Here is a 22,416-nt window from a genome sequence, read left to right as displayed (position 1 = left end):
CAGAGGAAAATGAATTGATTTGAGTGGAAAATTCGGCCATGATTCGAGCTCGGTTTCCACAAGTATGGAAAACCCGGATATTTTTGGTGAATTCTTGGAGGATTACATGGCAGTACATCAGGTGAACAAGACGATCAAGGAGATCAATGACCGTATCCGCAAGGGCAAGGCCGTGGTGGTCAATGCCGAGGAGATGGTGGAGATCGTCCGCAAGCAGGGAAAAGTAAAGGCCGCGCAGGAAATCGACGTGGTCACAACCGGAACATTTTCCCCCATGTGTTCCTCGGGTCTGTTGTTCAATATCGGACAGCAGCCCCCTGTCATGAAGGTCTCCCGAATGTGGCTCAACAATGTGCCCTGCCATGCGGGCCTGGCGGCTGTGGATTCCTACCTGGGCTGTACCGAGCCCAGCGAGGACGACCCCCTGAACAAGGTTCCCCCGGGACGCTTCGTCTACGGCGGCGGACATGTCATCGAGGACCTGCTGCGCGGCAAGGCCGTGCATCTGCGCGCCAGCGCCTACGGTTCGGACTGCTACCCGCGCAAGGAGCTGGACAAGGACATCACCCTGGCCGACCTGCCCAACGCATGGCTGTTCAACCCGCGCAACTGCTACCAGAACTACAATGCGGCCGTGAACCTGACCAGCCGCACCATCTATACCTATATGGGGCCGCTCAAGCCCAATTGCCACAATCTGAACTATGCGACGGCGGGCCAGCTTTCGCCCCTGTTCAACGACCCGTATTTCAGGACCATCGGCCTGGGAACCCGGATCTTCCTGGGCGGCGGCGTGGGCTACGTGCTTGGCCACGGCACCCAGCATGTTGCCAAGCCGCCCCGCAACGAGCGTGGCCTGCCCACCTCGCCGTCCGGCACGCTGATGCTCAAGGGCGAGCTCAAGGGCATGAACGCCCGTTACGTGCGCGGGGTGAGCATTGTGGGTTACGGCTGCTCGCTTTCCGTTGGTGTGGGGATTCCCATTCCCATCCTCAACGAGGAGATGGCCTGGTTCACCGGCGTTTCCGACGCGGACATCCAGATGCCGGTCAAGGATTACGGGTACGACTACCCCAACGGCATGCCGCGGGTGCTCAACCACGTGACCTTCGAGGAACTCAAGTCGGGCGAGGTGTCCGTGAACAACGGCAAGAAGACGCCCACGGTTCCGGTGACCAGCTACCCCATGTCCCTGGAGGTGGCCAACGAGCTCAAGAAGTGGATTGAGCGGGGCGAATTCCTGCTGACCGAGAAACAGGAAGACATCCCCAGTTTTTAATCCATGAGCCAATGAAAATGAAAAACAAACGCCGCCAGCACCAACTGGCGGCGTTTTGCTTTCAACAAGCAGGGAGCGACCATGCGCATACATTTTTTGCAGCACGAGGATTTCGAGCACCCGGCCTACCTCGGCGAGTGGATGGGCGAGCGCGGCCACGGAGCGGCCACGACACGGGCGGACAGGGAAGAGTCTTTTCCCGAACTCGTCGATTTCGATATGCTCGTCATCCTCGGCGGACTGGCCAGCGTCTATGAGGTGCAGGACCGGCCCGGGGTGCGGCGTGAAATGGCCTTTATCCGCCGGGCCGTGGAGGCTGGCAAGTACGTGCTCGGGTTCTGTTTCGGGGCCCAGCTTCTGAGCGCCTCCCTGGGCGGCGAGGTTACTGCCATGGACCACCCGGAGATCGGCTGGCACGAGGTGCGGCTCACCCAGGGCGCGCGCTCCTCGGAACGCTTCAAATATTTCCCAGAACGTTTTATCGCCCCCGTCTGGCATGGGGACATGTTTTCCATTCCTCCGAACGCCCTGCGCACCATTTCCGGCGAATACTGCCCCAACCAGGGATACATGCTCGGTGATCGTGTCTTCGGGTTTCAGGTGCTGCTGCACATGACGCCCGCCAACCTCGAGGAATTCATCGGCGTCATCGGCGAGCCCGTGCCCGGCCCCAACGTGCAGGCGCCGGAGGAAGTGCGCTCGGGGCTGCGTCATGTGGATGATGTGAACAGGCTGCTGGCTGCATTTCTGGACGGTATTGCCTCCGGCGGGCAAGGGAGCTAACCCCCCTTGCATCCCCTGGCGGTTCTACCGGATTTTCCTTCACTGCGTTCAAGTCAAATCCGGCAGAACAGGGCAAACGCTTTGCGTTGGTTATTAACGTAATTTCATTAAAATCTTGTGGTTGCGGATTCAGCTTGAGCAGAGCGAAAGCTGGAGACGTTACCACAAGCCAGGGTTTCCAAAGGGGATTATCCCCTTTGGCCGCCGGAGGCATGTCTTTTCCCTGTTCCTGTTGCGGTCAAGCGTTTGAAATAGTAAGGGAACGGGATCGCGAGGAGGCAGGCATGGGAGAGTTCGACGTTGTTGTCGTCGTCGCCGGTCCCGCGGGAAGCGTTGCTGCATACGCGCTGGCAAGAAGGGGCAAGCGCGTGGCCCTGCTGGATCGAGCCCGTTTTCCAAGACCGAAGCTGTGCGGCGGGTTGCTGACATGGAAATCCATGCGGCTGCTCGGCGCGGTGCTCGGTTTGGATGCGCCGTTCCTTCTGGAAAGCGGCGTGATCAACTATGCTTCGGACCGTTATTCCATCTTCGGCCCCCGGCAACTGCTCGCTGCCGGACAGCTCTCGTTTCCCTTTCATTTCACGGACCGAAATCGTTTCGACGCCCTGCTGCTGGAATGCGCTGCCAGGGCGGGCGCACAGGTCTTCGAGGAAACCCAGGTTGCGTCCTGCGTCCCGCACAAGGGCGTGGTCACGACCACGGCCGGCCGGGAGATACGGGCGCATTACCTGATAGGCGCGGACGGCGTGAACAGCGTGGTGCGTTCCTGTTTTCCCCATGACCGCGTGGACAGGGATCGTTGGAAATGGAATCTGGCTCCGGCCATCGAGATCAGCCTTCCTCCGGATCGCTTCCCCAGGCCCGTGGACCACCCGGAACTGCATATCGGCATGCTTGACGCGGGTTACGGGTGGGTTTTCCCCAACAGGGACAGGGTTGTGCTGGGTATCTGCGGTCTTCGACGCAATATTTCCAATTATTCCAATAAATTTAGAGAATATCTAGAATATCTCGATATTTCCGATCCCTCGGGAATCAGCCTCAAGGGGCATCCCCTGCCCTATGGAAACTACCTGGAAAAGCCGTGGTGCGGCCGAACGCTCCTGGCGGGCGATGCGGCCGGGCTGGTGGAACCCCTTTTCGGCGAGGGAATCTTCTTTGCCATGGCCTCGGGGTTGTACGCGGGGAAATCCGTGGCCAAGGCGCTGGAGCATGGCGGCAATTCAGCCCGGTTTTACGAACAACGGCTCCACGGTCAGCTGCTTCCCGAACTCAAGGCCTCCGACCGGTTGCGCTGGCTGCTGTTCAGGGGCGTGAACCTTCTGGGCGACAGGGCCTTGGGTCTGTTTGTCAGGGCCGCTTCCCGCCGCCTCGGCGACATGGTCCACGGCAAGCGTTCCTACCATTGGACCCGCAAAAAGAATTGGGATTTCTTGAAAGGCTGCCAATAAGGGCACGTCTACTTTGTCGTTTCAAAAAAGTTCAGACCCTCGTGTATGTTGAATACACGTCGGGCCTGTCCTTTCCTTCTCTCCGCGTATCCGCACCCTTCTTGACAGCCTTTGATAGCGGATTAAGCCGGAACGAAGTGAAGGCTTAAGACGTCACCACAAGTTAAGGTTTCCAAAGGGGATTATCCCCTTTGGTCGCCGAAGGCATGCTTACACCTTGATCAGTTCATAGTTGCGGGTGCCGAGGCCGATCTGTTCGGCATATTCCAGGCCGAAGTCGGGCGGACAGTGGCTGTGGATGGCCAGGAACTTGGAGTCGCCGGGCTTGATTCCCTTGGGCAGCTTGCTGGGATGGAGCGGCTGGGCCTGGTTGACGAGGTCGAGCCCGGCCTGGTCCACGGCCACGGGATCGAAGGAGGCCAGCACCCCGATGTTCGGGCACAGGGCCTGGTCCGTGAAGCCCACGCAGTCGCAGTCCGGCACCACGTCCACCACGAAATTGATGTGCAGGCAGGGCCGGTCCTTGGTCTTGGTCACGGCCAGGGCGTATTCCATCATGCGCTCCAGGAATTCCTGTACGCCGATCTTCCAGTCGATCTGCAGCGCCCCGGTCTTGCAGGCCAGGAAACAGCCGCCGCATCCCACACAGCGTTCCGGATTGAGCCGGATCTTGCCGTCTTCGCCCAGGGAGAGCGCGCCGGGCTTGCAGATCTTGGTACATTGCTCGCAGCCCTTGCAGTTTTCCGGGATGATCACCGGCCCTGTGGAATAGTGCTGCTGCATCTTTCCGCGCTTGGAGGCCGAGCCCATGCCCACGTTCTTGAGCGCCCCGCCGAATCCGGCCAGCTCGTGGCCCTTGAAGTGGCTGACGCTGACGAACAGGTCCGCATCGGCGATATCCGCGGCGATGTATGCCTCCTCGATGTGCTTGCCATGAATGGGCACGGCGGTCTCGCTGTTGCCCTTGAGCCCGTCGGCAATGATCACGGGCGCTCCCAGCACCAGGGGATCCCAGCCGTGATGGGCCGCGCACATCTGGTGCGAGACTGCTTCGCCGCGCTGCCCCACGTACAGGGTGGAGGCGTCGGTGAGAAAGGGCTTGGCGCCGCAGCGGGTGAGATGGTCTATGATGGGCCGGAGCCAGAGCGGCCGGATGAATCCGGTGGTGCCCTTTTCCCCGAAATGAATCTTGATGGCGGCCAGGTCTCCCTCGCCGATGAACTCCTGGACGCCGACCTTCTTGAGGAGCGTGTCCAGGCGCTTGTCAAAGGGGGATTTCAGGGTGGTGCGCAGGTTCCAGAAATAGACGTTGCTGGCCATGAGAGCCTCCGGACAGTGGTTTCGGTTGCGAGGATCGCCTCCCTCGGGTATTTCCGCAGCGGGAAGCAACCATGAATATCCTGCTGATCGACAATAACGACAGTTTCACCAGAAACCTCGAACACCTGCTGGTGGGCGCGGTGGGCAAGGCCTGCGTGCGCATTGAATCCTACGCCAATCTGGAAAACCTGTCACTTGAGGGCCATGATTTTGTGGTGGTTTCGCCGGGTCCGGGCGCTGCCGAGGATTATCCCGGCTACGGGCGCGTGTTCGACTCGGGCCTGCCCGTGCTGGGCGTCTGCCTGGGCATGCAGCTACTCAACGCCCATTTCGGTGGAACCACGGGCCGTTTGCCGGGCTGTGTGCACGGCCAGGCCGAAGAGATCGAATTTCATGGGGAACGCGTCACCGTGGCCCGCTATCATTCCCTGTACTGCACGCACGTGGGCCGGGCCCTGCGCGTCACGGCCCGTAACGACCAGGGCGTGCCCATGGCCCTGGAGCACGAATCCCGGCCGTTGCTGGGCTACCAGTTTCATCCGGAATCCTTTCTGACCCTGGAGGGGGAACGTTTTGTCCACCATGCCCTGCGTTTTTTCGGCCTCGCTTGATCCGGCCCGGTTCGACGCCCTGGCCGGGATCCTGGCCGGGAGGTTTTGCACGGACATGCTGCTTTCCTCCCCTGGCTATGCGGGCGAATCCCGTTCGTTCATCGGCCTGGAGCCGAGCGCCGAACTGCTGATCGAAAAGGCGACGCGTCCCGGCCGGATCAAGGAGTTCGCCTTTGGACCGGGCGGCCCGGTCATGGGCTTTTTGAGCTATACCTACGGACTGGGCCTGCGCAGCGTGGAGTCGGGCAAGCAAACCCGGTTTCCACACGGCCATCTCAAGAAATACCGGGCTATCCTGAAGTATGACGCGGCCGGTGAAACGCTGGAGTTTTTCGGCGAAGAGTTACTATGTTCACAAGCAATACAACTTGTTGAATCAATAGAAAATTTTTCCGAATTGCCGCCGGAGGTTCGTCTGCCGCGATCCGAGCCGCGCGTTTCCCTGGACCGCGCCGGGTACGAGGCGGGCGTGGCCGAGACACTGGAGCGCATCCGGGACGGCTGGACCTATCAGCTCAACCTGTCCACCCGTTTTACCTGGTCCTGCCCGGACCTGGATTCCCTGTCCCTGTTCCTGGGGCTGCGCCGCCGGTTTCCGGCGCCCTTTTACGGGTATGTGCGCAGCGGCCCGTACCGGGTGCTTTCCACCTCGCCCGAGCGCTTTCTCAAGGTGGAGGACGGGCGGGTGCTTTCCCAGCCCATCAAGGGCACCGCGCGGGTCGGTCAGGATGAAAAGGAAAGCTATCGAAAACTTGTCGATTCTCCCAAGGAGGGCGCGGAGCTGTCCATGATCGTGGATTTGATCCGCAACGACATCTCGGCCCATTGCGAATACGGCTCGGTCAGGGTGGAGCGCCACAAGTCCGTGTTCCGGGTGGACGACCTGCTGCAGATGTATGCCGATGTTCGCGGGGACCTGCGCGCGGACCGGGACTGCATCGACCTGCTGCTGGACGCCTTTCCCGGGGGCTCGGTGACCGGGTGCCCCAAGCAGAGCTCCATGCGCATCATCGAGGAGCTGGAGCCGCACACCCGGGACATTTTCTGCGGCAGCCTGCTGGTCATCGAGGACGAACGGACCATGGATTCGTCCGTCGCCATCCGCACGGCCGTGTATGATCAGGAGCGGGGTCTATTAGATTATTGGGCCGGAAGCGGAATTGTAATAGCTTCAGATCCCCATGCGGAATATCTGGAAACCATGGCCAAGGCGGGAAAGTTTCTCCAGGGAGGGACCGCGTGATCCATTACCACAGGAACAGGTACCGGGAAGGGGACGTTTTTCTGAGCTCCTCCTCCCCTGCCTTCCGGTTCGGCACGGGTTTTTTCGAGACCATGCTCTACAACGGCAAGCGGGTCTGCCATTTCGACCGCCATTCGGCCCGCGTCCATTCCAGCCTGGACCATTTCTGCATTCCCTATGAACCGGCTCCGTTTGAGGAGATCATTCCCCTGCTGCTGGAAAAGAACGGGCTCACCGGTCGCACCGCGCGGGTGAACATCTTCTACCCGGTGGCGGGCAGCACCACCATGCCCGTGGTCACGGTGGCTCCCTACGAGCGCAGGTTGGACCGTGTCTACCGTCTCACCCACTGCCCGGATCATCACGTCTCCACCCTGAACAGGTACAAGACCATGGCCTACATGTTCTTCAACCTGGCCCATGCCCGGGCCATTGCCGAGGGGTATGACGACGCCCTGCTCACGGATCTGGAGGGCAAGGTGCTGGAGACCACCACCGCCGCCCTGCTGTTCCGCAAGGACGGCGTGTTCATCGAACCGGCCACTTCCTTCAAGCTACCGTCCATTGCCCTGGATATCGCCCGGGAGCGTTTGGACATCGAGCGTCGGCCCGTTGGTCGAGAGGAATTGGCCGCCATGGACCATGCCTACGCCCTCAATTCACTGGTGGGCATGCGGCCCGTGACCGATATCGCCGGAGAATTGGCCTTTGAGCCGGACGAGACGTCCTGCGCCGAAGTGACCGAATTGATCACGGCCTAGGCAGGCCGCCCGTTTTTTCCAGAAGATTGTCCAGGTAGGCGTGCGCCTCGGGGGTGCCCTCCTCGGGCGACCAGGGCGCGAAATCCTTGTCCGAAGCCCGGGTATAGGGACCGTTCTTGACCTCGAAGATGATGGAATCGGGTTCGAGCACCAGGAGCGCGTGCCACACGCCGGGTTCCACGTCCACGCCGAAGGTTTCGCTTCCGGCCCGCATGTCGAACCATCCCAGGATCTTACCCGCATCATCCATCTCCACGAAGCGCACCGCGCCGGCCAGCATGACGAACGCCTCGGACTTGGGCGGGTTGAGGTGCCGGTGGGGCCGCAGGTAGGTGCCCGGCTGCATGGCGTTGAACATGCGGTGTAGCGGCGCATCGTCGGTTTTGTGCAGCCGCTGGATGATGCGGCCGCGCGGGCTTTGCCTCGAGAGTGTTGCGGTTTGGGCCAGCATGTCCACCGTCAGTGCGGTTACCGCTGAATCCGGGGCCTCAACGGCCAAGGCAAAGGGTTTGGTCTTCATGAGCTGATCAGCCTTTCCTGCTCCCGCAGGACATCCATGAATGCGTGCGCCATGCGGGTGACGTAGTGAAAGTAGTAATGCAGGCCCTTGGCCTGTTCTTCCGCAGAACCGGACGTAAAGACGAGGTCGTTGAACTTTACGTTGTCGAAGTTTTCGAAGCGCTGCACCAGGTTGGTGATGTTTCCCTGGTCCAGCTGTTCGAGGATGGCCAGTCCCTTGGGAACGAAATCCGGTCCGGTTTGCTGGTTGAGGGATTCCAGGACAGAGGAGATATCCCGCCATTTTTTTTGTTCCGCCTGGACAAAGGCCAGGATCTTCCCCCGCGAGGCGCTGTTTCCCGTGATGCTGAAAAGGGGGGCAAAGGCGCGCTGGAGGTCCCTTTCGGGTAATTTCGGATTTTCGTCGAAGTCGATGCCCTTGCCGAACAGGATGCTGGACGGGCAGGTGTTGACGCACTGGATGCCGGAGATGCGGATCTCCTCGGCCAGCCACAGGGACGCATCCCGGAAATTGAGGGTGGTGAAGACCGTCTCGCCTGCGGGCGTTTGCATGGGATACAGTTGAGGATATTTGTTGATGAGCGGTCTTTCCTGCCTGTCTGTTTCCTCCTTGACGGTGCCCTTGGCGTAGCTCAGGCCCCAGGGATTATCCGAAGAAAGCTGTGCCCCCACAAACACACACCTGTTGCACCCCAGGTGCCGGGCCAGGGAAAAGGCCGTGGAAATGACCGAACCGTGCAGCCGGAGCATGGGCCGGGGCGTAAAGACCTCCGGCAGGTAGGTGCCGAACAGGAATTTCTGCCGGAATCTGTCGTTGCCCAGGTCGGACAGGCAATGGCCCACGAGGATGGTTTCCGGTGTTTTTTTAACGTGCCGGAAGACCTGCCCCGAGGCGATGGAGGTATCGTTAATGATCACGAAATGGGGTTTGACGCCCGCCTCCAGCAGGGGTTTAAGGGCGTTGTTGACACAGATGACCACGGCGCGATCCTGGTTTTCGCGGATAAAGTCGATCTTGGCGGCCAGGGCCGGGCCCGCGGCGACCAGTATGGCGGTTTCCCCGGCAAAGGCGTTGCGCAGTTGCGATATGTCCGGCCGCCCCAAGGCCTCGCGGATGTTCTCGTAACTGTGGAGCTGCTGGTCGTAAAACAGGCCCCGGGTGATGTTGCGGATGGGCAGCGCCTTGGCAAAGGCCTGGCCGAGAATGGGGTAGATGGCCTGCCGGTAATAGAGGATTTCCAGGTATTCGCGCACGTTGTGCGCCCATGTTTCAAAGTCTCGCGCAATGCGTGCGGTCTGGAAGAATACCGGGAAACCAGCCTGGAGAAGTTCCTTGGGCAGCAGGTCCTGAAGCGCGGGGGTGAAGGAATACGGGTCGCCCGTGAAGCAGAACAGTCCGTTTCTGCCGAGCCGTGCGGGTGGTATGGTTTGCAGGAACCGTTCAAGGGTATCTTCATCCGGCTCAAAGAGAAGCAGGATGCCGTGTCTCTCTTCAATGAGCTCCAGAAGCTGGGGGCTGGGTTCCGCGCCCAGGGCCACGATGAGGGGTGTGTGCTGCAGGGTTTCCCGGGGCGTGCTGCCGGAGGGAAGATAATCATATATTTTTTGCGGAGTGCCGAAAAAGGGCTGCTGCGCCCTGGGGCTTTCATAGGCCCAGACCGGGGTGTGCGCGGAAAAGACGTGTTCGCTGTTTTCCGTGGCCGCCTGGGAGCTTGCCGGGATGCTCTGCCCCCGGAACAGGACGCCGAGTTTTTCCAGGACCAGGAGCTTGCCGGTTGCCGTGGTATCCGTATGGGTCGTCGGAGAATGCGCCATGCTAGAAAGTGGCTGTTGCCCGGTTTCTTGTCAACCTGTCCGCATCAGAGGTTGCGTTTGCAGGCCAGGGGCATGCGCCAGCCGGTTCCGAAGGAGCGGGACTTGAGCTTGATTCCCGGCGCGGCCTGCCTGCGCTTGAATTCCGCAAAGGTCACCAGCCGCAGCACCTGTCGCACCACCTCGGGCTCGTAGCCCATGGCGATGAGTTCGTCCTCGTTTCTGTGACGCTCGATGTGTTCTTCCAGGATGGCGTCCAGGATTTCATAGGGCGGCAGCGAGTCCTCGTCCTTCTGGTCGGGTCGCAGCTCGGCGGACGGCGGCTTGGTGATGATGTTTTCCGGGATGATTTCACCGAACTGGCTGTTGACCCAGCGGGCCAGGGAAAAGACCAGCACCTTGGGCACGTCCGAGATGACCGCGAATCCGCCGGACATGTCCCCGTAGATGGTGCAGTAGCCCACAGCCAGCTCGCTCTTGTTTCCCGTGGTCAGCAGCAGGGCCCGGAACTTGTTGGAAAGGGCCATGAGCAGGTTGCCCCGGATGCGCGACTGGATGTTTTCCTCGGTGGTGTCCGGTTCGTATCCCTGGAAGGCATCGGCCAGGGAGTCGGTGAACGAATGCATGATGGGTTCGATGGGCAGGGTCATGGTCTGGATGCCCGTCTTTTCGGCCAGGTCCAGGGAGTCGTCGATGCTGCCCTGGCTGGAGTACGGCGAGGGCATGAGCACCCCGAGCACGTTTTCCGGCCCCAGGGCCTTGGCCGCAATGGCCGCGGTGATGGCCGAGTCGATGCCGCCGGAAAGGCCCAGCAGCACCTTCCTGAAGCCGCTTTTGGTCACGTAGTCGCGGACGCCGAGCACCAGGGCGTTCCAGGTCTCGGCCTCCTCGGAAAGGTCGTCCTCGGCAAGGGGATTGGCTGCGGGGTCGTCCAAATCCAGGACGTCTACGTGCTCCTCGAAGCCGGGAGCGCGGTAGAATACATCGCCCTGTCCGTCGAATGCGCAGGAGCGCCCGTCAAAGACCAGGTCGTCGTTGCCGCCCACCTGGTTCACGTAAATGAGCGGCATGGCATACTTGGCGGCCACGGCCCGGAGCATGCGCTGCCGCAGGTTCTGCTTGCCCAGGGAAAAGGGCGAGGCCGAGATGTTCAGGATGGCGTCTGGCTCAAGGCTGGCCGCCGCTTCCAGCGGATCGCGGTTGTATGCCTGGGTTTCCCAGAAATCCTTGTCGTTCCAGGCGTCCTCGCAGATGGTCACCGCGAATTTTTTATCTTTGAATTTCAGAAGGTTGTTTTTTTCGGCGTTTTCGCTGGCCGGCTCGAAATAGCGGGCCTCGTCAAAGACGTCGTAGGTGGGCAGCAGGGTCTTGCGGAAGGTCTGGCGGACCTCGCCTTTCTCCAGCCACTGAGCGCAGTTGTAGACCGGCTTGCCCGCGCCGGACCGGTTGATCTCCACGGAACCGAGCAGCAGGGGTACCGAGTCTTCGAGATCGCGCGCCAGTTGGGCGGCGGCCTGTTCCACCTTGCGGATGAAGCCGCCGTAGAGCAGCATGTCGCGCGGCGGATACCCCGTGAGCGCCAGCTCCGGGGTGATACAGAAATCCGCGCCCAGGGAGGCCGCCTTGCGGGCCGCCTCGAGGATGCGCCTGGAATTGCCTTGTATATCCCCGACCACGGGGTTGAGCTGCAGGATGCCGATTTTCATGGGCATGTGATACGCCAAAGCTGATGGAGGGGCAACTCCGAGGGGTTGCTCCTATTGGCCGCAGGGTTCTGTGGATCCGTTTTTGTCGACTTTCATGCCTTTTGTCCAAAGAGAATTGGTGATGATTTTGGAAAGATCGCATCGGTTTTTGTATTTATCAGCGATGTCGATAACTTCCTGCACCAATCCATTATTCAGCGTGGTCGGCTTCAGGCCGAGCTCAAGGAATTTGCCGTTTTCCACTTGCAGCTGGTTGACGGCGTCCTCTTTACGGGGATTATGGTAATATCTGACTTCGGCACCTGTTTTTTCGGCCACGATTTTGGCTAAGTCCACAACCGTTCTGGTTTCGGTGGCTTGGTTGAATATCTGAACCCGGTCGCCATGGGCCGGAGGATTTTCCACGGCCATCTGGATGCATTTAACCGTGTCGTTGATGTGGATGAAGGCCCGGGTCTGTCCTCCGCAGCCGTATACGGTGAGCGGATGCCCCACCACGGATTGCATGAGGAAGCGGTTCAGAACAGTGCCATAGTCGCCGTCATAGTCGTAGCGGTTGATGAGAGTTTCATCGAGCATGGTTTCGCGGGTATTGGTGCCCCAGACAATGCCTTGATGCAGGTCGGTGATGCGCAGCCCGTCGTTTTTGTTGTAATAGTAAAACATGAGAGCATCCTGGGTTTTGGTCATATGATAGACGCTTCCAGGATTGGCTGGGTATAATATCTCGATTTCCTGTGGACCCTTGGCTCCTTCAACAACCGCCTTTAGATAGCCTTCGGGGATGGGCATGCCGGCAGTGCCGTATCCGTAGACTCCCATAGTACCAAGATGGACCAGGTGAGCGTCCACTCCAGATTCCACTATGGCTGCCAGGACATTGTGGGTGGCATTGATATTGTTGCCGACAGTATATCGTTTGCAGAAGCTGTCTTTCATGGAATACGGGGCGGCTCTCTGTTCCGCAAAATGAACGATGGCCACCGGGCGTGTTTCCTCGATGAGGGTGAGCAACTTGTGATACTGCACAGCCACATCCAAGTTCACGTATTCGATGGTTTTGCCTGTCAACCGTTTCCAGGCCGCGATACGTTGGCTGATGGGTTGGATGGGAGTCAGGGACTCGCATTCCAACTCTACGTCAATTTTACGGCGCGAAAGGTTGTCCACTATGGTGACGTCGTATCCTGTCTGAGAAAAGCCCAGGGCCGTAGGCCAGCCGCAAAATCCGTCGCCTCCGAGTATGATGACATGCTTGTTCATGTATTTTATTCCTCCATCAAGAAAGAGTCTCTGTCAGTTACAGCAAAAGGCGGACCATCCTACCGCAGGACATGCTCGCGATACCAGGCCCAGGTTTTTTCCAGGCCTTGTTCAAGGGAAACGGCCGGTTCAAAGCCCAGCATTTCCCTGGCGCGGTCATAGGCCGCAAAGTTGCGCTGCACCTCGCCCGGCCGGTTCGGCTGGAGCGTGATTTCGTGGTTGGGGCTGCCGCCGGTTTCGGCAATGAGGTGGGCCAGTTCCAGTACCGATGTTTCCCGGCCCGAGGCCAGATGCAACACGCTTGCCGGTTCAACTTCCGTCTCGGCCATGGCCGTTATGCCCGCGCACAGGTCATCAACGTACAGGAAGTCTCGCGTGGCCGATCCGTCACCGTAGATGGTGATGGGCTCGCCCGCGTGCACGGCCTTGATGAAGGCGGTGACCGCTCCCAGCTTGTGCCCGCTGTATGGGCCGTAGGCATTGGCGAAACGCATGATTTTGGTCTTGAGTCCGTAGGAGCCGGCAAAGGCGTTCAAATAGCCTTCGCAGGCCAGTTTGCCCGCGCCATAGGGCGATATGGGCCTGGGCAGGGAATTTTCATTCACCGGGGGCTCGGCGTTGCCGATAAGCGCACCGCCCGTGGAGGAGAACACGAACTGTTCCACCTCGGCCTGAACCGAGGCCTGGAGCATGTTCAGCGTGCCTCCAGGGTTCATGTCGAAGTTGGTTTTGGGGTCCTGCACCGAGGCCACCACCGAACCGAAGGCGGCCAGATGGATGACCGTGTCCATGCCCTTCACGGCCCTGGCCGCATCGTCCGAGTTGCGAATGTCCCCTATCTGCAATTCCACGTCGAGCCCGGCGACATATTCCTTTTTGCCGAGAACCAGGCTATCCAGAATGCGGACCTCGCAATCCCTTGCCAGCAGCATGGGGAGAAGGTTGGCGCCGATGAAACCGCAGCCGCCAGTAACCAGAACCTTTTTCATTGCATTCCCCTGTTCATTGCTTGCCCAGAATCTGGTTGTAAATGTTGATGTAGGTTTCGGCCTGAATCCGTACGTCGTACTCTGCCTCGGCTTTCTGTCTACCGAGTTTCGACCATTGTTTTCTGAGGGTATCGTCGCCAAGGGGGCGCAGGATGCCTTCGGCCAGTTCCTCAGTCTTGAACGGGGTGGCCAGCCAACCGTTTCGGTCATGTTCGATCATGTCCGGCATGCCGCCGATGTCGAAGGCAACGCAGGGTGTGCCGCAGGCCTGGGCCTCCATGACCGAAAAGGGCAGGTTGTCCATGGTGGAGGGAGCCACCAGCACGTCTGCCGCCGAATAGACCAGAGCCAGGCTCCAATCGTCGGAAAGCTTGGGGATATAATGCACGGGCATGCCGAAATCGGGCGCGTTCACCGGCTGTGATGAGCCGAGTACCAATGCTTCGGTGTTGCCGGGCATGGCTTTAGCCACCTGTTGCAGGGCCGGGCTCAGAAGATGGAATCCCTTGCGCGGGTCGCTGGTCGCGGACAGTGCTCCGAACAGAATCAATTTCTTGTTTTGGGGCAGGTTGAGTATTTCTCGAGCCTGCTCTCGGCCAAGGGGTTTGTATATCGACACGTCTATGCCGCTGGGCACGGCCTCCACCCGCTTGTTTTTGAACAGCACACTGCGTCGGGCGCACTCGGCCAACCACTTGCTGCCGGTGATGATGGTCATGGGCTTGTCCTGCCAATGCTTCATCTTGCGGCTCCAGGTCCAGCGGTCGATGTCCAGGCCTGCGTATCCTTCGGGCCGGTTGTCTTGCCGGTATCCTGCGGTGAAGCGTTCGTCCTGCCCGGACATGGCGTAGTGCTCGGCCCCGCTGAAGGCCCACTGGTCGGCCAATCGCCAGACAATAGGGCGCTTGATCTGCGCCACCTCGGCGATGTTGATCATTTCCGAACCGATCCAGTGCATCTGCACAATGTCCGGGTCGAAGGCGTTGACCCGTCTATGGGTGCCCGTAGGCAGCAGGTTGATGGAATGGATGATGGGATTGTCGCTTCGCTGCATGCGCAGCACCTGCTTGGTGGCCCAGTGCCGGAAAAACCAGTAGCGCAGCTCCCAGGTATTGCGCGGACCCTGCACCGTGGGGTCGTCGCTGAATTTTCGGCAGCAGAGCATGGTGGAGTCCACGCCTTTGTCCAGCAGGCTCCTATGGAGGCGGTACGCGCCTCGGGCCGCCCCCCCCATGATGTCCAATGTGCTCAGGTAGAGTATTTTCATGCTTCGTTTTCTTTCCAGGCGTAAAAAAGCGCAAGGTACTTTCCGTCGCACAGACTCGGGAACGGGGTTGCCTCGCTGTGGCAGAAAAGGGCGGGAGCGGGCCTGGCATAGGAAATGGTTGTCTGGAATCCTTCCTTGTGGAGTGTGGAGAGCATTTTCCCCACCTTGTCCGTGTCGCCGGGGCCAGCATGGAGTTCTCCAGCAATCTTGTGTATGAATTGAAGTTTGCCGGTTTCAGCCAGGTCATTCATAACCTCGAATTCGGCTCCTTCAATGTCCAGCTTGAGCAGATCCACGGGCCCGGAGATGCGGTCGGCAAGGCGAACGGCCTGCACCGGTCTGCTTTCTTGGCTGCTTCTGGTGGAGGTGAATCCGCCGTCGGCCTTGTCATTGCCAAGGTGGAGCGTGGTTTCTTGGGTCCAGACCGCAACCTGTTCTGCCCGGATGCTGCTGAGTTTATGAAGCTCCAGGTTCTTCTTGAGCAGGGGGAAGAGGTCGGGGCCGGGTTCGAAGACCGTTATGTCCGCCCCGGGATACTGCATGCCGAACCAGAGGGCCGAGAGCCCGATATTTCCGCCGCAATCCAGGATGACCGGAGCGTTGCGGCTGGATTCAAACTGATACTCCCGGCTGATGAAGATGGCGAAATATTGTGCTTCCAGCGAGGCGATATCCGCATAATTCACCCGGCCGAAGGGCAGGATGACGGAACCGGGTACGAAACGCGGTTTTATCTCGCGCAGCATGGCGAGTTTCACGTAATGCGGATCGCGGCTTCGTTTCCAGTAGCGGGGAATGCCGCAGAATGCCTTGAAGATTTCTTTGGCGTTCATGTGCTTCTCTTGGTCGAGACCCGGTCCAGTTCTGAAAGTATGATCTCGTGGAGTTGCGCCACCCGGTCTTCCAGCCGATGATAGGTCAGGGTCCGCTTCTGTCCGGCTGCGGCAATGGCTCTGCGTTCTTCGGGGTGGTCCAGGAGCCAACGCACCTTGTCAGCGCACTCCTCGGGCGTGTCATAGGTCACCACTTCCCGGTCTTTTTCGAAAAGATCGTCCAGCCCCGTCTGGTGGTCCGTGAGCAGGCAGGCTCCCATGCCCGTGGCTTCGAAGAGCCGGACGTTGGCCGCACTGCTGGTCATGTCGATATGGATATTGAAGGCGATTCTGGCATTGGCCAGGGCCTGATACATGGCCAGACCATATATCGGTGGTTTTATTCGGCTCCGCAGTGCGTCGTCCACTTTGTTTTTAACTTCTACAGGATTGGAATGCAGGGCCAGGTTCACATCCATTTTTATCAAGGAAGCGAGGATATTGGCTCGTTTGAGGTGATACCCGCTGGACATGACCAATGAGCCCGCAAAGAAGAAATCATGTTTCGGGTGGGTTGGTTTTGGAACGCGCGGCAGCAGGGTGTGCTCGAAGCCGTGCACCATGTGGTAGGCCCGCGCGCCTGCTTCGTTTAGACGTTTGTGGATGCCGGTTTCGCAGGTGAGCATGAAGTCCACGGAACGGAATAGCGGGTGGTGCTCCTGCCCGAACCCCACGCAGACCCAGCCTTGGATCAGACGCACTCCCGGCACGTGTTCACGGACTAAAGGCACCAGCTCCTCGTACATGGGGTAACTGGTGTGCAGGAAGACCACGTCGGGCTTGAGAGTCTTGAGCTGCTCCAGCATCAGGAGCTTGCCCTCGGCCACGACGCCATGTTCCCGGGCCCATGCCTGCTGCAGCGGATGGGCGTTGTAGACTATTTCGTGCGCATCCACTCCATGATCACGCAGGTGCATGGTGATGTGGTCGGCCCAGACATGGGCGTCGGCCATGAGCGCCGTGTACTGTGCATTATATGGCTTATCCTCAAGTCCATCGTGCCTGGCGTAGAAATTATCCAGGTAGTGGGGGGAGAGCGTGGATACTTTGACGTAGGTGAAACTCATGAGGCCAAGCCGGATGTTGATGTTTGCGCTAAAACAACAAAGACGTATCAGCTGTATCGGTCAACCGGGAAAATTGTTTATGGAGTGAATGAATTTTTATGGTCCTTTGTAGCCATAGGTAGTACGCTGGGCGTATGTTCCTGTCAATTCCATACGTTTTTTCACTGGGTTGTGCTGCAGTTCCATGTGGTGTTGTTCGTTTTTTGCATAAGGATTGTTCATGTGTGGAATATTTGGCGTAGTGGGAAATATTGACCGAGGACTGGCCGAGTCCTGTCGGGATTTGCTGGCGCATCGCGGTCCGGACGGTGCCGGACTCTGGCAGGGGGAAGGTGTCACTCTGGGACATCGCAGGCTTTCCATTCTTGATCTCTCCGAACGGGGCGACCAGCCCATGGCCTATGCCGACGGTCGCTATCACGTTGTCTACAATGGCGAGTTGTACAACTTCGTGGAGATTCGTTCGGATCTGGAAAGCCTGGGGCATTCCTTTTCCAGCGATTCGGACACGGAAGTGTTGCTGGCCGCCTATGTCCAGTGGGGGCCTGAGTGCCAGGATCGATTCAATGGCATGTGGGCCGTGGCCATCTGGGATGCTGTGGACCGCACGTTGTTCCTGGCTCGCGACCGTTTTGGCAAGAAGCCTTTGTTTTACGCCCGCACCCGGCATGGATTTGTCTTTGCCTCGGAGATGAAGGCTCTCATGCCGCTTTTGGACCAGGTCGTTTCCCACCCGGAACTGACCCGTTCCAGTAGAAGGATTATGCATTACGAGGCCACGGATGAGTGTCTTATCCAGGGGATCAGCCGTTTTCCTGCCGGCCATTGGGGGATTTTCAGGGAGGGCAGCCTTTCCCTGACCCGCTGGTGGAACACAATGGATCACCTGATGGACGTGCCCGATACCCACGTGGAACGAGCCGAGCTTTTCCGCGAGCTTTTTTTGGATGCCTGTCGCATCCGCATGCGCAGTGACGTGCCTATCGGCAGCGCCCTGAGCGGCGGCCTGGATTCCAGCGCAGTTATCTGTTCGGTGGCCCATATCGCCGCGAACTCTTCCACGGAACGTGCAAGTGCGGATTTTCAGCATGCCTTCAATGCCGGATTTCCGGGGACGCCTCTGGACGAGAGCGTCTACGCCAAGCGAGTTGCCGACTATCTGGGCATTCCTCTGACTTCAATGGCCGTGGATCCCGTCGAAGGGCTCGATGGTTTCTTCAATCACCTGTACCTGTTCGAGGAAATTCATCTGACCTCCCCCATTCCGCTCATGCTCACGTATGGCGCGATTAGGCATGGCGGTATCAAGGTCAGCCTGGACGGCCATGGCGCGGACGAGTGTTTTGCGGGATATTTGTTCAACGTCAAGGAAGCCCTGGCCGACGCAGGCCTGAATTTGCGGGCTGCGAAGGGTATTGTGGACGCCTTTTACAACGGCAGGCCCAAATCCACCCAGTTTCCGCTGCCGCCACGATGGAAATTCGTGGCCGATTTTCACTTGGGACGACTTAGGGGTAAGGGGGCCGTCGTGAGCAGGGATATGGACCACCCGCGCTGGCAGGAGCTCGACCACCTGACCCGGGTTCTGTACGTGGCCGCCCATGAAACCATTTTACCAACGCTGCTTCGGAATTTCGACCGTTACTCCATGGCCAACGGCGTGGAGATCCGCATGCCGTTCATGGATCATCGCATCGTCAGCCTGGCCTTTTCCCTGGCTTGGGACGACAAGGTGCGCGGCGGCTTTACCAAGGCCGTGGTGCGCCGGGGGTTGGGGGAGATCATGCCCGAGGATATTGCTTGGCGCAGGGCCAAAATCGGCTTCAACTCTCCCATTGTGGACTGGATGAAGGGGCCGCTGCGGGAGTTTTTCATGGATGAGGTCTCGTCCATCGCCTTTTCCGCCTGCGATCTGGTGGACAAGGAAACGGCCCGCAGCAGGCTGCAGGCCGTTATGGACGATCCGGACGCCACCTATGCCCAGGGTGAAGCCGCCTGGACAGCACTGGTTCCCTATTTTTGGGAGCAGGCCCTGCTAAAGGGGCGGCGTTGATTTATCATTCGCGAACACGCAGGAAGGGATTAGCCCCGGGGTTGTCTCCTTTCATAATAAAGCAAATGAACCGGTAGAAGGCGACGCCCGCTATGTTTTTGTCCAGCCAACAGGCATGTTCAGGGAACCTGCCCATGTCCAGCCATCCCTCGCTTTCGATGTCGTAGTCCCAGTAGTTGATGTGGTCTACCAGGCCTTTCATGGAATCGTTGACCCATTTTCTGTCATGTCCGCGGCCCACTCCGATGTCTTCTATGACAAAGATACCGTTTTGGGGCATGCGTTTGATGAAAAATCGAAAGGCCATGAGTTGGTGTTCCGGGAAATGGCTGCCGTCGTCAATGACGATATCAAAGGGGCCGCCTTTGTCGTCCACCTTTTGTAGCACCTCATGGCTTCCTTGATCTCCGATGTGGATGTGGATCCGGTCGCTTTCGTACTGCTTGCAGTCCGGATTCAGATCCAGGCCATGAATTTCAGCATTTGGGAAGAATTCTCGCCACATGGAAAGAGAGGTTCCCTTGTCAACGCCTATTTCAAGGAGACTTCTCACATCATTTCGGATATCTCTGAAATGCATCCAGTACCATTTGAGGTAGTCGTGATAGCGTTTGGTCGGACCGTATTTTTCCCCCAACTCCTGTAGCGGGTTCATTCCCATAAGTGCCTCCTTATAAAAATACGTTTATTACCCGGTAGGATTACTTGCCATTGTCGGCTTCGTCCAATGCCGTGCGAATTCTGTTGCTCATGGCTTGCTGGCGGCAGGCTTTGAACATGCGCCCCACCTGTGTAAGAAAGTCGCTGAATGAGGTAAACGGCGATTCGTGGATACAGGGCAGGCAGGCTTCCTCGCGAGGATGTTTCTGTATTGTTTTTCCGTCCAGCACCTTGATGAGGGCACGCACGTATTCCATGTCACGCGCCCGCAAGTCATTTCCTTTTTCGGCCGAGAACTGCGCCGCCAGGTGCCGCGCTTTCGTCATATTGCCCAGGCATAACTGCGTCACGATGTACCAGGCCCATTCAACGGGATTCGGCGCGTGGCATTTGTATTGCTTCATGCACCATTTCAAGGTGATACGGAAGCGATCCCGGGCTGATTCGGGCAGGCCTGCATAGAGGTCGCACAGGGCCATGCCGAAGTTGGCTTCGGGCATATGCCAAGCCATATCAAGCACCTTGCGAAACAAAACCGCCGCAGGTCGGTGCTTGCCTCTGCTAAGTAGCTCTCTGGCCCGGCTGAGTATGGCTCGGTCTTCGGCGAAGTTCTCCAGGTGCGGGGTGGCAGTGTCTTTGGGGCCATCCATAAGGCGTACGTCCCCAAAAGGCCCGTCTTGCACCATTTTTACCCCGGAACCGTGCCGTTGGGTTAGGTCGAGCCATTGGAAGATTTGGGGCCGGTGCTCGGGCAGGTGGCGTTCATGGATCAGGTTGACCCCGGCCCTGGTCACATTGGCCAGTCGATCCGGGTCTGCAAGTAGTTCGTCCATTTTTCCAGGAATGTCTCGTTCGTCCCCCAGGACGCAGTTTGTCATATCTTTGAATCCTGCCGCGGCCAGAATTGGGGTGTCGTCCGCCACGAGGCAGCAACCGCTGGCAGAGATCTCGAAGTGCTTTTTTACCAGCAGTTTCCAGGCGGTGCCGCAACACGCTGAAAACAATGAGGCGTTGAGCATTTTGGAATATTCCTTACCCCATTTCATTGTGAGGGCTTGGGAACGAAGATAGCCGCCATGGATGGAGCGCAGAGTGGGGTAGCGTCCTGTCAGGAGCGGGTACAGCTTTTCCCGCCACGGGTAGGGGGGGCTGCAGGCGCCGGTCAGGGTCAGAATCACATGTTTTTCTATGCCCCAGTCCTGGTAGGTCGTTACATCCGCGTGCCAGGGCCAGATGAATAACCTGTCGGCAATTGCCGGGAAATATTCCCCCATGGAGGTGGCGCGGGTGAAAAAGGTTTCAATGCCCAGCCGGTCCATGTCGGTCATGAATACCGACCTGCTGCCGCTGTGGGGATCGGATTCAAGCAACCCTATACGGGGGATTTCAGGATAGGCGTTTGTGTTGGTGATCTTGGGTCTCCAGAAAGGAAGCGTGCCACTGCCGCTTTCGAACATGACCAAGTCCGGCTCGTGGGTTTCCACCACTTCGGAAAAATCGCAGTCTTGATCAAGAGCGACCACTTCGAAAAAAGGCTTCAGGGCTTGCTCGGTAAGGCGCTTGTTTGCGAGTACGAAATCTGCGCAGAGATCGGAATAGCGCCATCGGAAAAAGACGATTTTTTTCTTTTTGACAGCAGTATGGTTATGCATCGTAAAAATCCTTGATGGCGTCGACTACTTGTAGGATCTTTTTTCCCTCTAGTTCCGGGAACATAGGAAGGGAAAGCGCTTTTTCCTGCATGGCTGCTGCCACCGGAAAATCCGTTTTTACATGCTGCATGCGCGAATATGCCTCAAGAAAGGGCAGAGCAATGGGATAATGAATGCCTGTGGCTATGTCGTGTTCTGAAAGATGCTTTTGGAGGGCGTCTCTGTTGTTGGCCATGACCACATACAGGTGGTATACATGGTCGGCTCCGTCCCTGACCGCCGGGGGGGTGATTTGATTGATGCCCTTGAGAGCCTGGCTGTAGAGTTTCGCCCATCTGCAACGGAGTCCAGTCCAGTCTTTCAGGTGATTGAGTTTGACTGAGAGAATTGCGCCCTGTAGTCCATCCATGCGGGAGTTTATGCCTTCGAATTTGTGGTCATATTTGGATGTACGGCCATGGTTGGCCAACATTTTAACTTTGCCCGCCAACTTGTCGTCGTTGGTCACCACCGCACCGGCATCGCCGTATGCTCCAAGGTTTTTTCCTGGGTAGAAGCTGTAGGTTTGGCAGTCGCCATAGCCGGCAATCGGCATTCCGTCTATGCCTGCACCATGTGCCTGCGCAGCATCTTGTATAATTTTGAGCCCATGAGTGTCGGCCAGGATGCGGATGGCGGTCATGTCTGCGGGATGGCCATACAGGTGGACAGGGATGACGGCCTTGGTTTTTGGGGTAATCTTTTTTTCCGCTTCCGCAGGGTTCATGGTGTAGCTGGCTGGGTCCACATCAACGAAAACCGGGGTCGCACCGGACATGGTTACTGCTTCGGAAGTGGCCACAAAGGTCATTGCCGGCACCAGGACTTCATCGCCAGGACCGATTTCCATAGCTTTGAGGGCCAGATAAATCGCGTCCGTTCCGTTGCCCACTCCCACGCAGTGTCTCGCGCCGCAGTATTCGGCGAATTCTGTTTCAAATTTTTCCGTATACGGGCCGCGGATAAATGCTTTGTCCGCGATAACCCGGGCCATTGCTTTCTGGAGGTCTTCTTCCAGGGCAGCATACTGCGCGTTGAGGTCGGTAAAAGGTATTTTCATAAGTGGTTC

19 protein-coding genes are annotated in these 22,416 nt (G+C 58.4%); 7 read left to right on the top strand and 12 right to left on the bottom strand.

The features are described 5' to 3' along the window. The first annotated feature begins 106 nt into the window (after nucleotides 1-106). From FGL65_RS02610 to FGL65_RS02600, 3 genes are all read left to right on the top strand, one after another. Nucleotides 107-1,279 (top strand): homocysteine biosynthesis protein, encoded by a 1,173-nt coding sequence (locus tag FGL65_RS02610; RefSeq protein WP_147819516.1) that lies wholly within the window; start codon nucleotides 107-109, stop codon nucleotides 1,277-1,279. Between the two features lie 81 nt (nucleotides 1,280-1,360). Then, on the top strand, nucleotides 1,361-2,062 hold the full coding sequence (locus FGL65_RS02605) for a type 1 glutamine amidotransferase (RefSeq protein WP_147819515.1): 702 nt from the start codon (nucleotides 1,361-1,363) through the stop codon (nucleotides 2,060-2,062). 284 nt (nucleotides 2,063-2,346) lie between these two features. Then, nucleotides 2,347-3,513: an NAD(P)/FAD-dependent oxidoreductase gene (locus FGL65_RS02600; protein ID WP_147819514.1), complete on the top strand. Its 1,167-nt coding sequence runs from the start codon at nucleotides 2,347-2,349 to the stop codon at nucleotides 3,511-3,513. Nucleotides 3,514-3,723: 210 nt separating this feature from the next. Here FGL65_RS02600 and FGL65_RS02595 read toward each other — a convergent pair whose 3' ends face one another. Continuing rightward, complete coding sequence (locus tag FGL65_RS02595; protein WP_147819513.1) at nucleotides 3,724-4,833, bottom strand: DUF362 domain-containing protein; 1,110 nt, start codon at nucleotides 4,831-4,833, stop codon at nucleotides 3,724-3,726. A gap of 71 nt (nucleotides 4,834-4,904) precedes the next feature. Between FGL65_RS02595 and FGL65_RS02590 the strand changes: the two genes are divergently transcribed. The 3 genes from FGL65_RS02590 to FGL65_RS02580 are packed head-to-tail and all read left to right on the top strand — an operon-like array spanning nucleotide 4,905 to nucleotide 7,448. Next, nucleotides 4,905-5,444, top strand: coding sequence for an aminodeoxychorismate/anthranilate synthase component II (locus FGL65_RS02590; protein ID WP_147819512.1), 540 nt, complete (start codon nucleotides 4,905-4,907; stop codon nucleotides 5,442-5,444). After that, nucleotides 5,416-6,687 (top strand): chorismate-binding protein, encoded by a 1,272-nt coding sequence (locus tag FGL65_RS02585; protein ID WP_147819511.1) that lies wholly within the window; start codon nucleotides 5,416-5,418, stop codon nucleotides 6,685-6,687. The genes FGL65_RS02590 and FGL65_RS02585 overlap by 29 nt, the downstream gene beginning before the upstream one ends. After that, on the top strand, nucleotides 6,684-7,448 hold the full coding sequence (locus tag FGL65_RS02580; RefSeq protein WP_147819510.1) for an aminotransferase class IV: 765 nt from the start codon (nucleotides 6,684-6,686) through the stop codon (nucleotides 7,446-7,448). Before FGL65_RS02585 ends, FGL65_RS02580 begins: the two co-directional genes overlap by 4 nt. Here FGL65_RS02580 and FGL65_RS02575 read toward each other — a convergent pair. Genes FGL65_RS02575 through FGL65_RS02540 form a run of 8 tightly spaced genes read right to left on the bottom strand, consistent with a single transcriptional unit; the run spans nucleotide 7,438 to nucleotide 16,943 of the window. After that, complete coding sequence (locus tag FGL65_RS02575) at nucleotides 7,438-7,968, bottom strand: WbuC family cupin fold metalloprotein (RefSeq protein WP_187170502.1); 531 nt, start codon at nucleotides 7,966-7,968, stop codon at nucleotides 7,438-7,440. The genes FGL65_RS02580 and FGL65_RS02575 overlap by 11 nt on opposite strands. Next, nucleotides 7,965-9,782, bottom strand: coding sequence for a 6-hydroxymethylpterin diphosphokinase MptE-like protein (locus tag FGL65_RS02570; RefSeq protein ID WP_147819508.1), 1,818 nt, complete (start codon nucleotides 9,780-9,782; stop codon nucleotides 7,965-7,967). Before FGL65_RS02570 ends, FGL65_RS02575 begins: the two co-directional genes overlap by 4 nt. Nucleotides 9,783-9,826: 44 nt before the next feature. Then, nucleotides 9,827-11,485 (bottom strand): NAD+ synthase, encoded by a 1,659-nt coding sequence (locus tag FGL65_RS02565; protein WP_147822647.1) that lies wholly within the window; start codon nucleotides 11,483-11,485, stop codon nucleotides 9,827-9,829. 51 nt (nucleotides 11,486-11,536) lie between these two features. Continuing rightward, nucleotides 11,537-12,748: an NAD-dependent epimerase/dehydratase family protein gene (locus FGL65_RS02560; protein ID WP_147819507.1), complete on the bottom strand. Its 1,212-nt coding sequence runs from the start codon at nucleotides 12,746-12,748 to the stop codon at nucleotides 11,537-11,539. 59 nt (nucleotides 12,749-12,807) lie between these two features. Beyond that, on the bottom strand, nucleotides 12,808-13,737 hold the full coding sequence (locus tag FGL65_RS02555) for an NAD-dependent epimerase/dehydratase family protein (RefSeq protein WP_147819506.1): 930 nt from the start codon (nucleotides 13,735-13,737) through the stop codon (nucleotides 12,808-12,810). Between the two features lie 13 nt (nucleotides 13,738-13,750). Beyond that, nucleotides 13,751-15,004 carry a glycosyltransferase gene (locus FGL65_RS02550; RefSeq protein ID WP_147819505.1) on the bottom strand — a complete coding sequence of 418 codons (1,254 nt, stop codon included), beginning with the start codon at nucleotides 15,002-15,004 and terminating at the stop codon, nucleotides 13,751-13,753. Beyond that, nucleotides 15,001-15,837 (bottom strand): FkbM family methyltransferase, encoded by an 837-nt coding sequence (locus tag FGL65_RS02545; protein WP_147819504.1) that lies wholly within the window; start codon nucleotides 15,835-15,837, stop codon nucleotides 15,001-15,003. Before FGL65_RS02545 ends, FGL65_RS02550 begins: the two co-directional genes overlap by 4 nt. Beyond that, nucleotides 15,834-16,943, bottom strand: a complete 1,110-nt coding sequence (locus FGL65_RS02540) for a CgeB family protein (RefSeq protein ID WP_147819503.1) — start codon at nucleotides 16,941-16,943, stop codon at nucleotides 15,834-15,836. Before FGL65_RS02540 ends, FGL65_RS02545 begins: the two co-directional genes overlap by 4 nt. Before the next feature lie 220 nt (nucleotides 16,944-17,163). On the opposite strand from FGL65_RS02540, the gene asnB reads away from it, so the two are divergent. Then, nucleotides 17,164-18,996: an asparagine synthase (glutamine-hydrolyzing) gene (gene asnB / locus FGL65_RS02535; RefSeq protein WP_147819502.1), complete on the top strand. Its 1,833-nt coding sequence runs from the start codon at nucleotides 17,164-17,166 to the stop codon at nucleotides 18,994-18,996. Nucleotides 18,997-19,000: 4 nt separating this feature from the next. On the opposite strand, the gene FGL65_RS02530 is transcribed toward asnB, so the two are convergent. The 3 genes from FGL65_RS02530 to FGL65_RS02520 are packed head-to-tail and all read right to left on the bottom strand — an operon-like array spanning nucleotide 19,001 to nucleotide 22,407. After that, nucleotides 19,001-19,657, bottom strand: a complete 657-nt coding sequence (locus tag FGL65_RS02530; protein ID WP_147819501.1) for a class I SAM-dependent methyltransferase — start codon at nucleotides 19,655-19,657, stop codon at nucleotides 19,001-19,003. A 40-nt stretch (nucleotides 19,658-19,697) separates the two neighbouring features. Beyond that, on the bottom strand, nucleotides 19,698-21,308 hold the full coding sequence (locus tag FGL65_RS02525) for a glycosyltransferase (protein WP_147819500.1): 1,611 nt from the start codon (nucleotides 21,306-21,308) through the stop codon (nucleotides 19,698-19,700). Further along, a complete protein-coding gene (locus FGL65_RS02520) occupies nucleotides 21,301-22,407 on the bottom strand; it encodes a DegT/DnrJ/EryC1/StrS family aminotransferase (protein WP_147819499.1) in 1,107 nt (368 codons plus the stop codon). The genes FGL65_RS02525 and FGL65_RS02520 overlap by 8 nt, the downstream gene beginning before the upstream one ends. Between the last annotated feature and the right edge of the window lie 9 nt (nucleotides 22,408-22,416).

The organism is Salidesulfovibrio onnuriiensis (assembly GCF_008001235.1).
Taxonomy (GTDB): Bacteria; Desulfobacterota; Desulfovibrionia; order Desulfovibrionales; family Desulfovibrionaceae; genus Pseudodesulfovibrio; species Pseudodesulfovibrio onnuriiensis.
This window is presented reverse-complemented; position numbering and strand designations above follow the sequence as displayed.

Excerpts from the sequence above, each read along its gene's own strand:
- FGL65_RS02610 (WP_147819516.1), top strand. The coding sequence starts at position 107 with ATGGCAGTACATCAGGTGAACAAGACGATCAAGGAGATCAATGACCGT.
- FGL65_RS02605 (WP_147819515.1), top strand. The coding sequence starts at position 1,361 with ATGCGCATACATTTTTTGCAGCACGAGGATTTCGAGCACCCGGCCTAC.
- FGL65_RS02600 (WP_147819514.1), top strand. The coding sequence starts at position 2,347 with ATGGGAGAGTTCGACGTTGTTGTCGTCGTCGCCGGTCCCGCGGGAAGC.
- FGL65_RS02595 (WP_147819513.1), bottom strand. The coding sequence starts at position 4,833 with ATGGCCAGCAACGTCTATTTCTGGAACCTGCGCACCACCCTGAAATCC.
- FGL65_RS02590 (WP_147819512.1), top strand. The coding sequence starts at position 4,905 with ATGAATATCCTGCTGATCGACAATAACGACAGTTTCACCAGAAACCTC.
- FGL65_RS02585 (WP_147819511.1), top strand. The coding sequence starts at position 5,416 with ATGCCCTGCGTTTTTTCGGCCTCGCTTGATCCGGCCCGGTTCGACGCC.
- FGL65_RS02575 (WP_187170502.1), bottom strand. The coding sequence starts at position 7,968 with ATGAAGACCAAACCCTTTGCCTTGGCCGTTGAGGCCCCGGATTCAGCG.
- FGL65_RS02570 (WP_147819508.1), bottom strand. The coding sequence starts at position 9,782 with ATGGCGCATTCTCCGACGACCCATACGGATACCACGGCAACCGGCAAG.
- FGL65_RS02565 (WP_147822647.1), bottom strand. The coding sequence starts at position 11,485 with ATGAAAATCGGCATCCTGCAGCTCAACCCCGTGGTCGGGGATATACAA.
- FGL65_RS02560 (WP_147819507.1), bottom strand. The coding sequence starts at position 12,748 with ATGAACAAGCATGTCATCATACTCGGAGGCGACGGATTTTGCGGCTGG.
- FGL65_RS02555 (WP_147819506.1), bottom strand. The coding sequence starts at position 13,737 with ATGAAAAAGGTTCTGGTTACTGGCGGCTGCGGTTTCATCGGCGCCAAC.
- FGL65_RS02550 (WP_147819505.1), bottom strand. The coding sequence starts at position 15,004 with ATGAAAATACTCTACCTGAGCACATTGGACATCATGGGGGGGGCGGCC.
- FGL65_RS02545 (WP_147819504.1), bottom strand. The coding sequence starts at position 15,837 with ATGAACGCCAAAGAAATCTTCAAGGCATTCTGCGGCATTCCCCGCTAC.
- FGL65_RS02540 (WP_147819503.1), bottom strand. The coding sequence starts at position 16,943 with ATGAGTTTCACCTACGTCAAAGTATCCACGCTCTCCCCCCACTACCTG.
- asnB (WP_147819502.1), top strand. The coding sequence starts at position 17,164 with ATGTGTGGAATATTTGGCGTAGTGGGAAATATTGACCGAGGACTGGCC.
- FGL65_RS02530 (WP_147819501.1), bottom strand. The coding sequence starts at position 19,657 with ATGGGAATGAACCCGCTACAGGAGTTGGGGGAAAAATACGGTCCGACC.
- FGL65_RS02525 (WP_147819500.1), bottom strand. The coding sequence starts at position 21,308 with ATGCATAACCATACTGCTGTCAAAAAGAAAAAAATCGTCTTTTTCCGA.
- FGL65_RS02520 (WP_147819499.1), bottom strand. The coding sequence starts at position 22,407 with ATGAAAATACCTTTTACCGACCTCAACGCGCAGTATGCTGCCCTGGAA.